At 72.3% G+C, this 15,468-nt stretch carries 14 protein-coding genes; 6 read left to right on the top strand and 8 right to left on the bottom strand.

Annotated elements, in window-relative coordinates; all coding sequences use genetic code 11:
- Positions 1-15 precede the first annotated feature (15 nt).
- From AC1UE4_RS09610 to AC1UE4_RS09595, 4 genes are all read left to right on the top strand, one after another.
- The gene (locus tag AC1UE4_RS09610) at positions 16-759 is read left to right on the top strand and encodes a gamma-glutamyl-gamma-aminobutyrate hydrolase family protein (protein WP_482917002.1); all 744 of its coding nucleotides are present in this window, start codon (positions 16-18) and stop codon (positions 757-759) included.
- A gap of 71 nt (positions 760-830) precedes the next feature.
- Positions 831-1,955, top strand: coding sequence for a lysylphosphatidylglycerol synthase transmembrane domain-containing protein (locus tag AC1UE4_RS09605; RefSeq protein ID WP_482917001.1), 1,125 nt, complete (start codon positions 831-833; stop codon positions 1,953-1,955).
- A 33-nt stretch (positions 1,956-1,988) separates the two neighbouring features.
- The gene (gene trxB, locus AC1UE4_RS09600; protein ID WP_482917000.1) at positions 1,989-2,999 is read left to right on the top strand and encodes a thioredoxin-disulfide reductase; all 1,011 of its coding nucleotides are present in this window, start codon (positions 1,989-1,991) and stop codon (positions 2,997-2,999) included.
- Positions 3,000-3,113: 114 nt separating this feature from the next.
- Entirely contained in the window at positions 3,114-4,118 is a 1,005-nt protein-coding gene (locus tag AC1UE4_RS09595; protein WP_482916999.1) for a LuxR C-terminal-related transcriptional regulator, read from the top strand.
- Here the strand turns inward: AC1UE4_RS09595 and AC1UE4_RS09590 are convergent.
- The 3 genes from AC1UE4_RS09590 to AC1UE4_RS09580 form a co-directional block, all read right to left on the bottom strand.
- Positions 4,039-5,706 (bottom strand): S8 family peptidase, encoded by a 1,668-nt coding sequence (locus tag AC1UE4_RS09590; protein ID WP_482916998.1) that lies wholly within the window; start codon positions 5,704-5,706, stop codon positions 4,039-4,041. The two genes, AC1UE4_RS09595 and AC1UE4_RS09590, sit on opposite strands and share 80 nt — an antisense overlap.
- Positions 5,706-6,770 (bottom strand): hypothetical protein, encoded by a 1,065-nt coding sequence (locus AC1UE4_RS09585; RefSeq protein ID WP_482916997.1) that lies wholly within the window; start codon positions 6,768-6,770, stop codon positions 5,706-5,708. The genes AC1UE4_RS09590 and AC1UE4_RS09585 overlap by 1 nt, the downstream gene beginning before the upstream one ends.
- Before the next feature lie 78 nt (positions 6,771-6,848).
- On the bottom strand, positions 6,849-8,213 hold the full coding sequence (locus AC1UE4_RS09580) for a hypothetical protein (protein ID WP_482916996.1): 1,365 nt from the start codon (positions 8,211-8,213) through the stop codon (positions 6,849-6,851).
- A 291-nt stretch (positions 8,214-8,504) separates the two neighbouring features.
- Between AC1UE4_RS09580 and AC1UE4_RS09575 the strand changes: the two genes are divergently transcribed.
- The gene (locus AC1UE4_RS09575) at positions 8,505-9,401 is read left to right on the top strand and encodes a hypothetical protein (protein ID WP_482916995.1); all 897 of its coding nucleotides are present in this window, start codon (positions 8,505-8,507) and stop codon (positions 9,399-9,401) included.
- Positions 9,398-10,147, top strand: a complete 750-nt coding sequence (locus tag AC1UE4_RS09570; protein WP_482916994.1) for a hypothetical protein — start codon at positions 9,398-9,400, stop codon at positions 10,145-10,147. The genes AC1UE4_RS09575 and AC1UE4_RS09570 overlap by 4 nt, the downstream gene beginning before the upstream one ends.
- Here the strand turns inward: AC1UE4_RS09570 and AC1UE4_RS09565 are convergent.
- The 5 genes from AC1UE4_RS09565 to AC1UE4_RS09545 are packed head-to-tail and all read right to left on the bottom strand — an operon-like array spanning position 10,132 to position 15,453.
- Positions 10,132-11,607: a WS/DGAT/MGAT family O-acyltransferase gene (locus AC1UE4_RS09565; protein WP_482916993.1), complete on the bottom strand. Its 1,476-nt coding sequence runs from the start codon at positions 11,605-11,607 to the stop codon at positions 10,132-10,134. The genes AC1UE4_RS09570 and AC1UE4_RS09565 overlap by 16 nt on opposite strands.
- A gap of 12 nt (positions 11,608-11,619) precedes the next feature.
- Complete coding sequence (locus tag AC1UE4_RS09560; RefSeq protein ID WP_482916992.1) at positions 11,620-12,249, bottom strand: methylated-DNA--[protein]-cysteine S-methyltransferase; 630 nt, start codon at positions 12,247-12,249, stop codon at positions 11,620-11,622.
- Positions 12,246-12,713 carry an RNA polymerase sigma factor gene (locus AC1UE4_RS09555; RefSeq protein ID WP_482916991.1) on the bottom strand — a complete coding sequence of 156 codons (468 nt, stop codon included), beginning with the start codon at positions 12,711-12,713 and terminating at the stop codon, positions 12,246-12,248. Before AC1UE4_RS09555 ends, AC1UE4_RS09560 begins: the two co-directional genes overlap by 4 nt.
- Positions 12,710-14,266, bottom strand: coding sequence for a 3-hydroxyacyl-CoA dehydrogenase NAD-binding domain-containing protein (locus AC1UE4_RS09550; protein WP_482916990.1), 1,557 nt, complete (start codon positions 14,264-14,266; stop codon positions 12,710-12,712). Before AC1UE4_RS09550 ends, AC1UE4_RS09555 begins: the two co-directional genes overlap by 4 nt.
- Positions 14,263-15,453 carry an acyl-CoA dehydrogenase family protein gene (locus AC1UE4_RS09545; protein ID WP_482916989.1) on the bottom strand — a complete coding sequence of 397 codons (1,191 nt, stop codon included), beginning with the start codon at positions 15,451-15,453 and terminating at the stop codon, positions 14,263-14,265. The genes AC1UE4_RS09550 and AC1UE4_RS09545 overlap by 4 nt, the downstream gene beginning before the upstream one ends.
- Positions 15,454-15,468: the final 15 nt, after the last annotated feature.

Genomic DNA, 15,468 nt, shown 5'->3' with positions numbered 1-15,468 from the left:
GCCTACGATCGTGTCATGACGCGACCGGTCATCGGCATCTGCACCTACCTCGACACCGCGCGCTGGGGCGTGTGGGAGGACCGGGTCGCGATGGTGCCCGGCGGCTACGTGGGCGCGGTCCAGCGCGCGGGCGGCCTCGCGGTCCTGCTGCCGCCCGACCCGGCGGCCCTCGACGACCCGGACCCCGTGCTCGACCTCGTCGACGGGCTCATCCTCGCCGGCGGCGTCGACGTCGACCCGTCCGCGTACGGCGCCGAGGCGCACCCGGACACGGACGCGCCGAACGTCGAGCGCGACGCGTTCGAGCTGGCGCTCGCGCGCCGCGCGCTCGAGCGCGACGTCCCGCTGCTCGGCGTCTGCCGCGGCATGCAGGTCATGAACGTCGCCGCAGGCGGGACGCTGCACCAGCACCTGCCCGAGCTCGTCGGCCACTCCGAGCACCGGCACACGCCGGGCGTCTTCGCCGACCACGCGGTGCGCCTGGAGGACGGGTCGCTCGCGGCGCGCGCCACCGGCGAGCACCTGCACGCGACGAAGTCGCACCACCACCAGGGCGTCGACGCCGTCGGCGACGGCTTCGTCGTCACCGGGTGGTCGACGCTCGACGACCTGCCGGAGGCGATCGAGGCGCCCGCGCACCGTTACGCGCTCGGCGTCCAGTGGCATCCGGAGGCCGACGAGACGAGCATGCTCATCGCCTCGCTCGTGGCCGAGGCCCGAGATGCCTCTCGCGCGCGTGCGCGCGCGCAGCGCGCCTGAGTGCGGTGTCTCAACAAGTCCGGCGCGCCCGGGGACGTGGCAACGGCGGATGCGCCGTCTAGCATCCGGCTGTGACGTCTGGTCCGATCGATAGGGAGATCGCGGACGACGCTGTCGTCGACGAGGAGATGCCGCGGCTGCGCATCACGCGCCGCATGCTGCTCCTCGGCAGCCTCTTCATCCTCGTCGCGCTCGCCTTCCTGTACTGGGGGCTGCCGCGGATCACCGGCCTCGAGGACACGTGGCACCGGATCGAGGAGGGCGACCCGTGGTGGCTCGCGGTGGCGCTCGGGTTCACGATCGCCTCGTTCGCGGGCTACGTCGTGCTCTTCCAGTTCGTCTACGTCCAGGCCGGCTCGCGCGTCGACCTCAAGGCGAGCTACCAGATCACGATGGCGGGGCTCGCCGCGACGCGCATCCTCGCGGCAGGGGGCGCGGGCGGCATCGCGCTGACGGCGTGGGCGCTGCGGCGGTCCGGGATGGGGCGCCGCCAGGTCGCCGACTCGACGATCGCGTTCCTCGTCCTCACGTACATCGTCTACATGGCGGCGATCGTCGTCTGCGGGCTGCTGCTGCGCTTCGGCGTCCTCTCGGGCCCGGCGCCGTTCGGCATGACGATCGTGCCGGCGATCCTCGCGACGGTCGTGACGACGTTCGGCCTCGCGCTCGCGTTCGTGCCGACGGACTTCGAGCGCCGCTTCGCGAATTGGGCGAGCAACCACCACCACGAGCGGCTGGCGCGCGTCGGCCGCCGGCTGGCCACCGTACCCGCCTCCGTGTCGGTCGGCGTCCGCGAGGCGCTGCGCCACGTGCGATCCGGCGACCCGGCGCTGCTCGGCTCGCTCGCGTTCTGGGGCTTCAACATCGCGGTGCTGTGGGCGTGCTTCCACGCGTTCGGCGACCCGCCGCCGTGGGGGGTCATCGTCATGGGCTACTTCGTCGGGATGCTCGGCAACCTGCTCCCGCTGCCGGGCGGCGTGGGCGGCGTCGACGGCGGCATGATCGGCGCGTTCGCGGCGCTCGACGTCGACTTCGGCCTCGCGACCGTCGCGGTGCTCACCTACCGCGGGTTCGCGTTCTGGCTGCCCACCATCCCCGGCGCGATCGCCTACTTCCAGTTGCGCCACACGGTGTCGAGGTGGCGGCGCGAGGAGCAGCTCGAACGGGAGCGCGCGGGCGTCGCGGTGCCGGCCTGAGCGGCCGGCGGGTGTCCTATACTTCGTGAAGTAATGGGAGAGCGCATCGAGAACGTCATCATCGTCGGCAGCGGTCCGGCCGGCTACACGGCCGCGCTGTACACCGCGCGCGCGAACCTCGAGCCCCTCGTGATCGAGGGCTTCTTCTGGGGCGGCCTGCTCCAGCAGACCACCGAGGTCGAGAACTTCCCCGGTTTCCGCGACGGGATCATGGGCCCCGAGCTCATGCAGACCATGCGCGATCAGGCCGAGCGCTTCGGGACGCGCTTCCTGACCGACCAGGCGACGGCGGTCAAGCTGGCGGACGAGCCGGGCGGCGTCCACGAGGTGCACGTCGGCGACGACGTCCATCGCGCGCGCACGGTGATCCTCGCGATGGGCGCCGAGCACAAGAAGCTCGACATCCACGGCGAGGACGAGCTCTCCGGCCGCGGCGTCAGCTACTGCGCCACCTGCGACGCCGCGTTCTTCAAGGACAAGGAGACGATCATCGTCGGCGGCGGCGACTCCGCGATGGAGGAGGCCATCTTCCTCGCGAAGTTCGCCAAGCGCGTGACGATCGTGCACCGCCGCGACGAGTTCCGCGCGTCGAAGATCATGCTCGAGCGCGCGCAGGCGATCGACAACATCGACTGGAAGACGCCGTACACGATCGACGAGTTCCACCCGGCCGAGCACGGCGGCCTCGGGCACGCCGTCATCCGCAACGCGGAGACGGGCGACACCGAGGAGCTGCCGATGGACGGCGCCTTCATCGCCATCGGGCACGAGCCGCAGTCGGACATCGTCCACGGTCAGATCGACACGGACGACGAGGGCTACGTCATCGCGCAGGGGCGCTCGACGCGCACCAACCGGCCCGGCGTCTTCGCGGCCGGCGACCTCGTCGACCACACGTACCGCCAGGCGATCACCGCCGCGGGCTCCGGCTGCCAGGCCGCGCTCGACGCCGAGTGGTACCTGCGCGACACGCCCGAGGTGCCGACGCCCGCCGGCCTGCCGGAGGGCGACCTCGCCGAGGCGCAGTGGGAGCCGACGAGCTGAGCTGAGCGCTCAGCCCGGTTCGCCGGGCTCTCAACCTGTCGATCGGCCGATCGGCTGACTGGATATTGGTCGTTTTGCGCCAGGTATCGGCGCCGCGTAGGGTCGCGCGGTCCCATGGGTCTGGCCACGCTCACTCGCACGGCGCTCGCGCCGGCGCAGCACACGGGGGCCGCCATCGCCCGCCGCCTGCGCGCGGTGCAGGAGGCGATCGGCCGGCTGTCGACGATCACGTCCCCGCTGAGGCTGCTCGACGAGGCGCCGCGCTCGCTGTGCCGCGCCGCGGGGTTCGAGCGCGCGGCGGCGTTCCGCATCGTCGACAACCAGCTCGTGGCGGTCAGCGTCCACTCGGGCGGCGACCCGCGCGCGGCGGCGCAGTTCCTCGCGCGTGCGCAGTCCAACCCGCCGCTGCTCGACACCGTCGAGGCCGAGCGCATGGCGATCCGGGCCGCGGTCCCGATGCTCGTCTCGCAGCCGCTGACCGACACCGCGCCGGCGATCGTCCGTGCGTCGCGGACCGAGGGCTACGTCGTCGCGCCGCTGCTGAGCGGCGGGCGCGCGGTCGGCCTGCTGCACGCCGACCGGGTCGGCTCCGAGGGCCTCTTCGTCGACGAGCTCGACCGCGAGGTGCTGTGGACGTACGCGAACGGGCTGTCGGCGCTCATCCAGCGCGCGGAGCTGATCGCGGCGATGGCGGCCGAGCGGCAGCGACTGCTCGCGCTCGGCAGCGACATCGAGGCGGCGCTGGACGGGATCCTGCCGGGCCTCGCGCGCGACGCGGTCGCCAGCGTGCGCCCGAGCGCGGCGGCGGCGATGGACTCGGCGGTCGTGCTGCCGACCGGCGGCGAGGACTACGGCGTCAACGCGCCGCTGACGCGGCGCGAGCGCGACGTGCTCGCGCTGCTGGCCGGCGGCTCCAGCAACGCGGCGATCGCCCAGCGGCTCTTCATCTCCGAGGCGACGGTCAAGTCGCACGTGCGGCAGATCCTGCGCAAGCTCGGCGCCTCGAACCGCACCGAGGCGGTCGCGCGGATGCGCGACCTCAGCGGGACTTCCGGGCTGGGCGCTTCGCCTTCTTCGGTGCTGCGCGACGTGCCGGTGCTCGCAGCCGTTCGACGGTGAGCACGTAGGCGTCGGCCGCGTGGGCCTTCTCCTCGGTCTCGGGATCGGCCGACGGGTCGATGACCGGTGACGGCGGGTCCGGCGCGACGATCGCGACGTAGTGCACGCCGGTGCGGTTCGCCTTGAACTTCAGCGACGGACGCGCGTAGAAGCTCCCGAGCTCCTCGAGCAGGTGCCTGCGGCGGTCCTTGCCGATGTCGAACGGGCCGGTGCCGGGATCCCAGACGCTGAGGTCAAGAAGCGCGCCGCTGCCGCCCGCGGCCGTCACCTTCACGCGCTGGCCCTTGCGGACGAAGACCGGCCAGACGTCCTGCGGGTCCTTGATCGACGACACGATCGCTTGCCGCTTCTGCTTGCGCGCCGTGCGCAGCAGCGCCGGATGGCGCTTGGCGTACTGGCCCTTGAGCCACGCGACGTCGTCGTCGATCTCCGGGCCGTCGGTCAGCGGGACCGCCGTGCGGCTGGCGGCCGCGACGTCGAGCAGGCCCCAGCCCCGCTCGTCGTCGCGCTGCGTGCCGGGGTTGCGCTTGGCCGACAGGCGCACGATGTCCGCGACCTGCGCGGCCGACGCCTCGGGGTGCAGCTGCTGGACGATCGCGGCGGCGCCGGCGACCGCGGGCGCCGCGAACGAGGTCCCGGTCACAGGCCCGAAGCCGGTCGCGCAGAGGCCGGGGCCGAGCGGCGCGAGCACGTCGACGCCCGGCGCGAGCACGTCGACCCACGGGCCGTTGTTGGAGAACTGCGCGCGACCGGCGTCCTGCGAGGCGCCTGCGGTCAGGACGTGGGGGAGGCTGCCGGGGACGTACGGATCGCTCACGCCGTCGTTGCCGCTGGCCGCCACGACGACCGCTCCGCGCGCGGTCGCCGCGGTGATCGCGGCGCTCACGACGGAGACGTCGTTCGGGTCGGCGTCGGCCTGCGGGCCGGCGCCGCTGATGTTGATCACGCCGGCGCCGCGCGAGGTCGCGGTGTCGAGGCCCTTGATGAGGTCCGCCGCGGTGCCGTCGCCGTTGGTGGAGAAGACCTTCACCGGCATGACCGGGCTCGTGGGGGAGATGCCGCGCATCTTCCCCGGCGCCGCGGCCGCGATGCCCGCGACCTGCGTGCCGTGACCGTCGCCGTCGCTCGCGTTCGTTCCGCCGTCGATGGCGTTGAACGGCTGCACGAGGCGGTTGGCGAGCTCGGGCGTCGCGCCGTCGACGCCGGTGTCGAGCACGGCGATCGGGCGCGTCGTGGGCACGTTCACCTGCGAGGCGCCCGTCTCGTCGGCGAGCTCGGTGTAGGTGCCCTCGGGCGCCGCGGTGGCGCAGACGCCGGGCGGCAGGGCCGCCGGCCTGAGCTTCGTGTCGGGCTGGGCGGCGAGGACATGCGGATCGCGTCTGAGCCGCGCCGCTCGTGCCCGCGCCGTCGTTCCCTTCGGGGTCGGGAGCGCGTAGACCGCGAGGCCCTCCCCGAGCCTCGCGATCTGCGCTCCCTCTCCTCCCCAACCGGGTGACGCGGCGACGAGGACGTCGGGCTCCGTCGCGCCCGCCGTTCCGCCGCCCCCCAGGACGGCGGCGACGGCGAGGATCGCCGCCGCGCGCCGCATCACCCCTTCCCGGAGATGTCGATCGACACGACCAGCCGCGTGCTCATCAGGATGGGCAGCGGGATCACGAACCCGTTGCACGGCTGGTTCGGCGGGCCCGGGGACAGGCAGGCCTCGACGTCCAGCGTGTCCGGCGGCGAGGTCAGGACGACCTTCTGGAGCCCGCCTCCTCCAAGCGTGCCCTTCAGGAAGAACGTCTTCTTGAACTCGGTGTAGCCGGTCGTGATGTACGGCTGATCGCAACCCGTGTCGTCGTTGCGCATCTCCAGCGGAAGCCGGATCTTCATGTAGTTGATGGAGGTGACCTGACCGGTCGACTTGAGCGTGCTCGTGCTCGTCTTCGTCGTGTCGAGCAGGACCTGCGTCGGCGTGCCCGTCCGGATGGCCGCCGTCACTTGGCCGTTGCAGTCGTCGTCGATGAAGACGGGCGTCTGGCCGAGGCTGAGCGAGCCGCTCGTGAACGTCACCTGGTTGTCGCGGTCGAGCCGGACGCCGCCGGGCACGAAGCCCTTGAGCTTGCCGGTCACCGGCGCCTCGCGCTGGAAGCTGCCGAAGTCGAGGAACGCCCTGCTCTCCGGCAGGACCTCCACGGTGATCGGCTGGCCGAGCGAGCTGGCCGTCGTCGGGCACGTCCCGAACTTGTAGACGCGCACCTTCCGGCGCACGGTCACGATGCGGTTGCCGCGCTTGACCTTCACGCGCTGGCGCTTGAGCACGAAGACCGCCCGGCGCTTGCCCTTCTTCTTCTTCGTCAGGACGCAGCGGCGCGCGCAGCTCGTCTTCACGGGGCGCTTGACCCGGACGACGACGCGCTTGAAGCGCTTCGGCTTCGAGCCCTTGACCTTGCGGAACTTGTAGACCCAGGTCTTGTAGGTGAGGTTCACGTACGCGCGACCACGCAGGATGCGCGCGGTGCACTTGGCGGAGGCGGACGCCTCGACGCTCGAGTCGGTGGAGGCGGTGGAGGCGCCGGCCGTCGGGATCGCGGCAAGACCCGCGAACAACGCGACGACGGCGGCCGTCCAGGCCAGGAAGCGGAGGTGCTGCTGATGCATGAGATCCATCTCCGGGACAGAACGCCGGGCCCCCGCTCCCACGAGGGCCCGACCGTACTGCCTACTTGCGTCTAGTTGCCAGTCTTCCTACGGGATCGCGTCGCCGACGAGGATGTCCGCGTCGACGTTCGAGACCGAGAGGAGACCCGAGACGGAGACCTTCGAGCCGTTCGAGCTCGTGGTCCAGCCGTCACCGGCCGGCGTGCTGAACGGCGCCACACCGGCGTCGGTCACCAGCTGCGTGGGCAGCTGGTTGCACGGGACGTTCGGGGCCGAGGCACGAGCGGCGCCCGGGTTGATCGGCGGCGTCGGGACGGTGACCGAGGCCGTGTCGCTGCTGTTGTCCTGATCCGCGAACGTGCGATCCGGGAAGAGGCAGGCGGCCAGGCCGATCTGCGTCCCCGCGTCGGACGAGCTGAGCTTCGCCTTGGCGATGCGCAGCTTGCCGTCGGACATGATCGCCGGCGAGATCTTCAGGTTGCCCTTCAGACGGACGCCGTTGATGTAGTTCTGCGTGTAGCCCGTGTAGGCCTGGCGGCACTGGAGGGCGTAGGGAGGCCACGCGGCACCGATGCGCAGCTTCTGCGCGTCGGCGTCGACCTGACGGAGGATCGAGTTGATCTTCGTCTGCAGGTTGAGCGTGACGTCGATGCCGTAGGCCTTGCCCGGGATGTTCCCGAACAGGTTGGCCTGGCCGCCGCTGGCGCCCGTCGTGACCTGCTGCGAGCCCTCGACGGCCGAGTCGTTCTTGACGCCCGGCGACGCGATCGTGAGGTTCAGCGGCGCGGTACGGAGGACCGTGTCCGAGACGCTGGCCGGACCGCTCGGGCCACCCGCCGGGAAGGGCGAGAAGCTCGTGCCGACGTTGTTCGGGTTGTTGACGGCACCCGACGGCTGGATCGCCGCGATCGAGTCGACGCCCGGGACGATCGGGAAGCCCGGGGCACCGAAGCTCGGACCGTCGAACGGCGGCGGATTGACGACCGTCGTGCCCGAGTTGTCGTAGATCGGGGCGTACGCGAGCGGCGTGCTGCCGTTGTAGCCGCCGCAGCCGCCGTTGCCTTCTGCGTCCGTCGTCCCGAAGGGCTGAGCGGAGACGTTCGTGTTCCAGAGCAGCGGGATCGCGGTCGTCGTGAGACCACCACCACCCGGGAGCAGCTGGAGCTTCACGTTGCCCAGAGCGCCGCCGTCGTACGAGTCGGCGAACTCGATCTCCGCCGGCAGGACGCCGCCGAGGTTGATCGTGCGCTGGCCGAGCGAAGCACCGAGGTCGATGTTCGCGGCGTTCGGGTTCGTCGCCGACGAGCTGTTGCGGAGACGGATGGTGACCGGCAGCTTGAAGTTGACGAGGCTGGCCTTGCGAAGGAACGACTTCTTCGTGACGGCCTTCGGGTTGTGCTTGACCGCGTGGCGCAGCTGCGCGCGAACGGCCGCCTTCTGCTTCGCGCTCATGCGCTTCGCAGACGCAGGACCTGCGATGAGTCCGGCCAGGAGGCCGAACGTACAAAGGAGCCCGAGGACCTTCCAGGCTCGCCTATTAGACGACAAGACAGTCTCCTCCGTCGTGGTTTGAAACCCCTTCCCCACCCGCGGAATCGACCCTAAGTCGGCGGATGTACGGTCGACATCAGCCCGACGACGGATATTCCTCAGCCTTTGGACGGAGAGGAGTTGCGCCCAGTGCGTTGACGGGCGAAAAGAAGTCCCCCGCAACATGCGGGCGCGGATACGGTCGCCGTCTCGATGCTTCGGTTGCACGGACGCTTCCCGGTCATCGCCGCGCTCCTCGTTGCCGGTCTTCTCGTCATGGGCGCGAACGAATCCGAAGCGAAGAGCCGAACGGCCACGAAGCGCGCGCTCAAGCGCGAGCTCGCCGCGAACCCGCGGGCGGCGCTGAAGCCCGCGTTCATCCGCAAGGCGCAGGCGGTCGACTTCCGGCTGCCCATCACCGTCCGCCTCACGCGCGCGACGCAGGCGTCGAGCGACGACCTGCTCGGGATCGAGAGCGACACCGGCGTCATGGCGTTCCCGCTGCCGGCGTTCCAGCCGCCGGCCGCGCAGACCGTCACCCTCGACGGGAGGTTCAGCCTCGAGCTGGACTTCGGCGCCGACACCTCGGGCTACGGGAAGCTCGGCTCGATCGAGACGATTGTGGCCGGCGGCGCGGCGATGACGGGCACGAGCTTCGGGCTGGCAGACGACAGCCCACCATGCGTCAACGGGTCGGAGACGGAGCCGGCGCTCCGCTCCGGCCCGGCGACGATCACGAGCGCCGGCGCGACGCGCGGCCTGCTCGATCCCTTCGGCGGGACGATCACCGGCACGCTGCGGCTGAAGACCACGCTCACTTCGGAGATCGGCAGCGGCTGCCCGAAGGCCTACGCGCCGGCGCCGCAGGCGCAGACCAGCCAGCCGCTCCCCGTCCGCTTCGCCGGCCGCTTCCGGGTCAGCCCCGCGATCACCCCCGACGGCAGGGTGCGCTTCGGCGTCATGGACGTCGACGATGCCGTCACCGCGCAGGTCGCATCGTTCGCGCAGGTGAACGCCTGCACCGACACGGCCTCGTGCACGCCCGAGCCGTTCCCCGTCCGCGTGAAGCTCAAGAAGCTGACCGCGGAGCTCTTGCTTGGAGGAGCATGAACCGTCATCTGTCCCGTCTCGTCCTCGCGACCGCCTGCGCGCTCGCAGCCGTTCCCGCCGCACAGGCCGCCGCCGCCGACACGAGCGCCTCGGTCGACTACGCCGCGCAGCTGCTCAGCCAGCCGCTCGGCAAGCCGTGGGACCTCGGCCTGACGGTCGCCGCGACGTTCAAGACGCCCGACGGGACCCCGCCGGCGGCGATGAGCCAGATCGCGATCAAGTTCCCGCAGGCGAAGGTCAACGACACCGCGTTCCCCGCCTGCGACCTCAAGGAGTTCCTGCGCGCGGGGCCGGAGGCGTGCCCGGCGAAGACGCGGCTCGGCACCGGGCTGGCGATGGTCGACGCGCGGCCGCTGCTCGACAACGTCCACGCCGACCTCACGCTCTTCAACGGGCCGCGAGCGAAGGGCGGCCGCACGCTGCTGCTGTACGCGAAGACGCGCGAGGTCCAGGCCGGCATCCCGATGACCGGGATCCTCCGCAAGACGAGCGGCCGGTACGGCTACGCGCTGAGCATCGACGTCCCGAAGATCCACGTCCTCGACACGGTCCGCGACCCGTCGATCGCGAGCTTCGAGATCGAGGTCAAGGCGTTCGGCAAGGGGCGGCGCTCGTTCATCCAGGCGCCGCGATCGTGCCCGAAGGGCGGGCTGCCGTTCCAGACGACGGTCAGCTTCCACGACGGCCCGCCGAGGTCGTCGTCGTCCGTGATCCCCTGCGTGCTGCGCAGTCAGCCGGTCGGCTGAGAGTCGCGCAGCGCGCGGGCGCGCTGGCGGGTGCGGGTCGCGTGGGGCTTGCGCCGCCCGAGCGGCCCGGCTCCCGCGAGCCCGAGCAGCTCGGCGAGCGACTGCTCCGCGCCCTCGACGATCACGTCGAGGTCGGGGAGCCCGTCGAAGTCGCCGAGCAGCCCGAACGTCAGGCACCCGTTGTACGACATGGCCGCCACGGCGAGCGCGCGGTCGCCCGCGAGGAACGGCACCGGCGCGACGTGCTCGAGCTGGCGGCCGAGCACGTAGAGCGGCATCTGCGGGCCCGGCACGTTCGTGACGAGCAGGTTGTAGAACCGCGTCGCGAAGTTCATCCGCGACGCCTGGGCGAGGATCGTCGGCGGCGCGAAGTCCTGCGCGCCCGCGATGACCTCGGCCCCGAGCGCCTGCTTGGAGTCCTTGACGTGCTGCATCTCGTCGCTGACGAACCGCAGCCGCTCGATCGGGTCGGAGATGTAGATCGGCAGCGGGCAGACGACCTGCACGAGCTTGTTGCCGAACGCGCCGCGGTCGGCCTCGCTGCGCACCGACACCGGCACGCAGGCGCGCAGCTCGAGCCCCTCGGTCCGCAGCCCGCGGCCGTGCAGCCAATGGCGCAGCGCGCCGGCGACGACGGTGAGGACGACGTCGTTGACCGTCCCGCCGAGCGCGTCCTTGATCCGCTTGAAGTCGTCGAGCGACGCGTCGAGCGCCATGAACCGCCGGTGCGGCCCGACCTCGATGTTGAGCGGCGTGTCGGGCGGCGGGTTCAGCCCCGCCCACGCGACCTCGCCGAGCGCCTCGACCGTCTCGCGCGCCCGGTCGATCGCGTCGCCCGGCCCGCGCACGGCGGAGGCGGCGGCCCGGAACGGCAGCTCGGCCAGGCGCTTCGCGGCGCCGCTGACCGCGGTGGCGGTGAGCTGCGCCTGCGACGGCTCGGGCCGCGGCTCCCAGCGATCGGCGCCGGCGTCGCGCGGCTCCGCCTCGAGGTCGAAGAGCATCGTCATGAGGTCGACGCCCGAGACCCCGTCGACGAGCGCGTGGTGCGTCTTCGACAGCAGCGCGAAGCGGTCGTCGTCGAGCCCCTCGATCATCCACAGCTCCCACAGCGGCTTCGTGCGATCGAGCCGCTGGGAGAACACCCGCGCGGTCAGCGCATGCAGCTTCGCGCGGTCGCCCGGCGCGGGCAGCGCCGTGTGGCGGACGTGGTAGTCGAGGTTGAACGTCGGGTCGTCGATCCACCGCCAGCGGCCTAGCCCGAACGACGGCGCCGCCAGCTTCTGCCGGTAGCGCGGCACGAGGTGCAGCCGCGAGCGGATGTGCGCGACGAGCTCGCGGTAGCCCGGGGCGGGCCCGTCCAGGATCGCCACCCCGCCGATGTGCATGTGGGTGTTCGACCCCTCCTGATGCAGGAAGGCGGCGTCGACTGCCGACAGCGAGTCGAGGTGCTCCTGGGGCATCGGGCGTCGAGACTAGATGAGCACGCCCTCCAGCGCGAGCAGGTGCTCCTTCTTCTCGACCCCGCCGGTGTAGCCGCCGAGGCGGCCGCCCGAGCGCAGGACCCGGTGGCACGGGACGATGATCGGGATCGGGTTGGAGCCGAGCGCGTTGCCGGCCGCCCGGGTCGCCCGCGGGCTGCCCGCGTCGGCGGCGACGCCGGCGTAGGAGCTCGTCGCACCGAACGGGATCCGCGCCGTCGCCTCGAGGACGCGGCGCGTGAAGCCGGAGGTCAGCGACCAGTCGATCGGGACGTCGAACCCCTCGCGGCGCCCGGCGAAGTACTCGTCGAGCTCGCGCCGCACCGTGTCGAGCCGCGCCGGCGCCTCGATGATCCGCGGCGAGACGCGCAGCGCGAGGTGGTCGAGCACCTCGTCCAGGCCGCCGTTGAAGTCCTCGTAGGCGAGCCGGACGAGTCCGCGGTCGGTGCCGGCGGCGACGAGCGTGCCGAGCGGCGAGTCGACCTCGGCGTAGACGACGTCGACCAGGCCCTCGTCGTAGGCGCGGGCCGTCGCCCGCGCGATGGCGGCGGAGACGTCGGGCGCCGTGGTGGCGCCGTGGAGGGCGGCGATGATGGCCTCCTCGGTGGGGTCGTGGTCCGTCATGCGGGCTGCCAGTCCTTCCTCAGCTTGGCGAGGCCGTCGGCGAGCGACCGGCGCGCGGCCTCCTCGGACGACCCGAGCGCGGTGGCGATCTCGCGGTGCGACAGATCGCCGACGAACCGCAGCAGCACCGCGCCGCGCTGCTTGGGCGGCAGCTCGTCCACGGCGCCCCACAGCCCGTCGTCGGGACGGTCGGCGTCGTGCACCGGCGTCTCGGCGACGTGCTCGACGGGGACCGCCCGCCGCGCCCGCGCCCGGTGGTGGTCGAGCGCCTTGTTGTGCGCGATGGTCAGCAGCCAGCCGCGCAGGTTGTCGGTGTGCCGCACCCGCGGGTACGCGCGCAGCGCCGCCAGCACGGTCTCCTGGAAGCAGTCGTCGGCGTCGACGCGGCCGACCGAGGCGATGCAGAACCGGAGCACCACGGTGGCGTGCTCGTCGAGCAGGCGCTGGAACGGCGGCTTGGTCACTCCATGGACAACGCGTCGGCGTCGTGGAACGTGAGGTCGAGCGCGAGCGCGCGGCGCAGGGCGGGCGCGAGGCGGTAGCGCTCCTCGCCCGTCTCGGCCAGCAGGCCGCCGAGCACGCCGGCGACGTGCTCCAGCCCGATCGCGTCCGCCCACTCGAGCGGCCCGCGCGGGTGGTTGAGCCCCAGCACCATCCCGTCGTCGATGTCCTCCGCGCTCCCGACGCCCTCGCCGAGCGCGAACGCCGCCTCGTTGACGAGCTGGCACACGATCCGCCCGAGCACGAGCCCCGGCGCGTCGCCCACCCACGCCACGTGCTTGCCGAGCGTCGCGAAGAGGTGCTCGGCCCGGTCGCACGCGAGCTGCGCGGTCGACGGCGACCGCGTCAGCTCGACCAGCTGCGAGGAGGCCAGCGGCGGCAGCGCGTGGAAGCCGACCGCCGGGCCGTCGCCCTCGAGCGCCGCCAGCGACGAGCGGTCGCACAGCAGCGCCTGCGGGGCGCCCTCGAGCGGCGGGTCGCCCGGCTCGCGGCCGCAGTCGACGTTCAGGTACGGGACGTCGCCGGTCTCGCCGGGCTCGGCGACGTCCCAGCCGGCGTCCTCGGCCAGCTCGCGCAGCTCGTCGGCCAGCGGGAGCTCCCCGGCGATGACGATCAGGCCGTCGCCGCGGGTGGGTGGGACGGCGTCCGGCGGCGGCGGGTCGTCCGGGCGGTGCGGGCCGTCGCGGTAGTCGTACCAGCCGCGGCCCGTCTTCCGGCCGTGCCGCCCGCTCGACACGATCTGCGCCTGCAGCGGCGACGGGCGCCAGCGCGGCTCGCCGAACGAGAGCCGGTGGAACGACTGCGAGACCGCGAAGCCGACGTCGATGCCGACGAGGTCCTGCAGCTCGAACGGTCCCATCCGGAAGCCGCCGCCGAGCCGCACGATCCGGTCGATCGTCTCGACGTCGGCGAGGCGCTCCTGCAGGCAGCGCAGCGCCTCCAGCCCGAACGGCCGGCCGCAGCGGTTGACGAGGAAGCCGGGACCGTCGGCGGCGTCGATGACGCGCTTGCCCATCGCCTCGCCGAGGTCGCGCACGCGCTGCAGCGCCGCCTCGCTCGACTCCAGCCCGGCGATGACCTCGACGAGCCGCATGACCGGCGCGGGGTTGAAGAAGTGCATGCCGACGACGCGCTCGGGCCGCGGGATCCCGGCCGCGACCTGCGTCACCGGGATCGACGACGTGTTCGTCGCGAGCACGCAGTCGTCGCCGACGACAGCGGCGACCTCGCCGAGGACGCGGTGCTTGAGGTCGAGGTCCTCGGGGATCGCCTCGATGACGACGTCGCAGCCGGCGAGGTCCGCCACCGCGCCGACCGGTCGCAGCCGCTCGGCGGCGTCCGCGTCCGCGCGGCCCTTCGCCGCGGCCTTGGCGACGCCCGCCGCGATCCGCTCCCGCGCCCGCTCCAGCGCCGCCGCGTCGGCGTCGAGCAGCCGCGTCTCCGCGCCGGCCTGGCACGCGAGCTGCGCGATCCCGGCGCCCATCGTGCCGGCGCCGACGACGCCGACGACGGTCATGCCGTGGGGAGCGGCTCGGGCTTCGGCACGTCGGGAACGAGCGCGTTGATGCCCGTCAGCGCGCGGCCGATGATGAGCTTCTGGATCTGCGACGTGCCTTCGTAGAGCGTGGTGACGCGCACGTCGCGGAACCACCGCTCGACCGGGTGGTCGTCGACGTAGCCCGCGCCGCCGTGGACCTGGATCGCGGTGTTCGCGCACTCGACCGCCGACTCGGTCGCGTACAGCTTGGCGATCGACGTCTCGAGCGTGTTCGGCTGCCCCGTGTCCTTCAGCCACGCCGCGCGCCAGACGAGCATCCGCGCCGCGTCGGTCTTCACCTTCATCTCGGCGAGCATCGCCTGCACGAGCTGGAACGACGCGATCGGCCGGTCGAACTGCTGGCGCTCCTTGGCGTACCGCGACGACTCGTCGACGCAGCCCTGGCAGATCCCGACGCAGCCGGCGGCGACGCTGAAGCGGCCCGAGTCCAGCGCGCTCATCGCGACCTTGAAGCCGTCGCCGACCTCGCCGAGCATCGCGCCCTCGGGGACGTGCACGTCGTCGAGCGAGATCGACGCGGTGTCGGACGCGTGCAGGCCCATCTTCCCGTGGATCTCCTGCGGCTGGAACCCGGGCTGATCGGTGTCGACCAGGAAGCAGGCGATGCCGCGGTGCTTGAGGTCCGGCTCGGTCTGGGCGAAGACCAGCGCGACCTTCGCGTGGTTGCCCATCGAGATCCACATCTTCGCGCCGTTGATGACCCAGCCGTCGTCGGTGCGCCGCGCCCGCGTGCGCTGGTTGGCGGCGTCCGAGCCGGTGTCCGGCTCGGTCAGCCCGAAGCAGCCGAGCCACTCGCCGCTGCACAGCTTCGGCAGGTACTGCTGCTTCTGCTCCTCGGTGCCCCACTTGAGGATCGAGCTGCACACGAGCGACGTCTGGACCGACACGACCGTCCGCATCGCCGAGTCGGCGCGGCCGATCTCCTCGACGATGAGCCCGTACGTCGCGTAGTCGAGCCCGGCGCCGCCGTACTCGCGCGGCACGATCGCGCCGAGGTAGCCCTGGTCGGCGATCTTGCGCACGAGGTCGACGTCGAAGTGGTGGCGCCGCGCGTTCTCCTTGGCGGCGGGGACGATCTCGTGGTCGGCGAAGCGCCGCGCGGTCTCGCGGATGAGCTCCTGCTCGTCGGTCAGGGCGAAGTCCATGGCAGGATCATCGCG

Source organism: Parviterribacter kavangonensis, assembly GCF_056863335.1.
This window is presented reverse-complemented; position numbering and strand designations above follow the sequence as displayed.

Bases quoted from the DNA above. Each gene is read 5' to 3' on its own strand.
- AC1UE4_RS09610 (WP_482917002.1), top strand. From the start codon at position 16: ATGACGCGACCGGTCATCGGCATCTGCACCTACCTCGACACCGCGCGC.
- trxB (WP_482917000.1), top strand. From the start codon at position 1,989: ATGGGAGAGCGCATCGAGAACGTCATCATCGTCGGCAGCGGTCCGGCC.
- AC1UE4_RS09595 (WP_482916999.1), top strand. From the start codon at position 3,114: ATGGGTCTGGCCACGCTCACTCGCACGGCGCTCGCGCCGGCGCAGCAC.
- AC1UE4_RS09590 (WP_482916998.1), bottom strand. From the start codon at position 5,706: ATGCGGCGCGCGGCGGCGATCCTCGCCGTCGCCGCCGTCCTGGGGGGC.
- AC1UE4_RS09585 (WP_482916997.1), bottom strand. From the start codon at position 6,770: ATGGATCTCATGCATCAGCAGCACCTCCGCTTCCTGGCCTGGACGGCC.
- AC1UE4_RS09580 (WP_482916996.1), bottom strand. From the start codon at position 8,213: ATGAGCGCGAAGCAGAAGGCGGCCGTTCGCGCGCAGCTGCGCCACGCG.
- AC1UE4_RS09575 (WP_482916995.1), top strand. From the start codon at position 8,505: ATGCTTCGGTTGCACGGACGCTTCCCGGTCATCGCCGCGCTCCTCGTT.
- AC1UE4_RS09570 (WP_482916994.1), top strand. From the start codon at position 9,398: ATGAACCGTCATCTGTCCCGTCTCGTCCTCGCGACCGCCTGCGCGCTC.
- AC1UE4_RS09565 (WP_482916993.1), bottom strand. From the start codon at position 11,607: ATGCCCCAGGAGCACCTCGACTCGCTGTCGGCAGTCGACGCCGCCTTC.
- AC1UE4_RS09560 (WP_482916992.1), bottom strand. From the start codon at position 12,249: ATGACGGACCACGACCCCACCGAGGAGGCCATCATCGCCGCCCTCCAC.
- AC1UE4_RS09550 (WP_482916990.1), bottom strand. From the start codon at position 14,266: ATGACCGTCGTCGGCGTCGTCGGCGCCGGCACGATGGGCGCCGGGATC.
- AC1UE4_RS09545 (WP_482916989.1), bottom strand. From the start codon at position 15,453: ATGGACTTCGCCCTGACCGACGAGCAGGAGCTCATCCGCGAGACCGCG.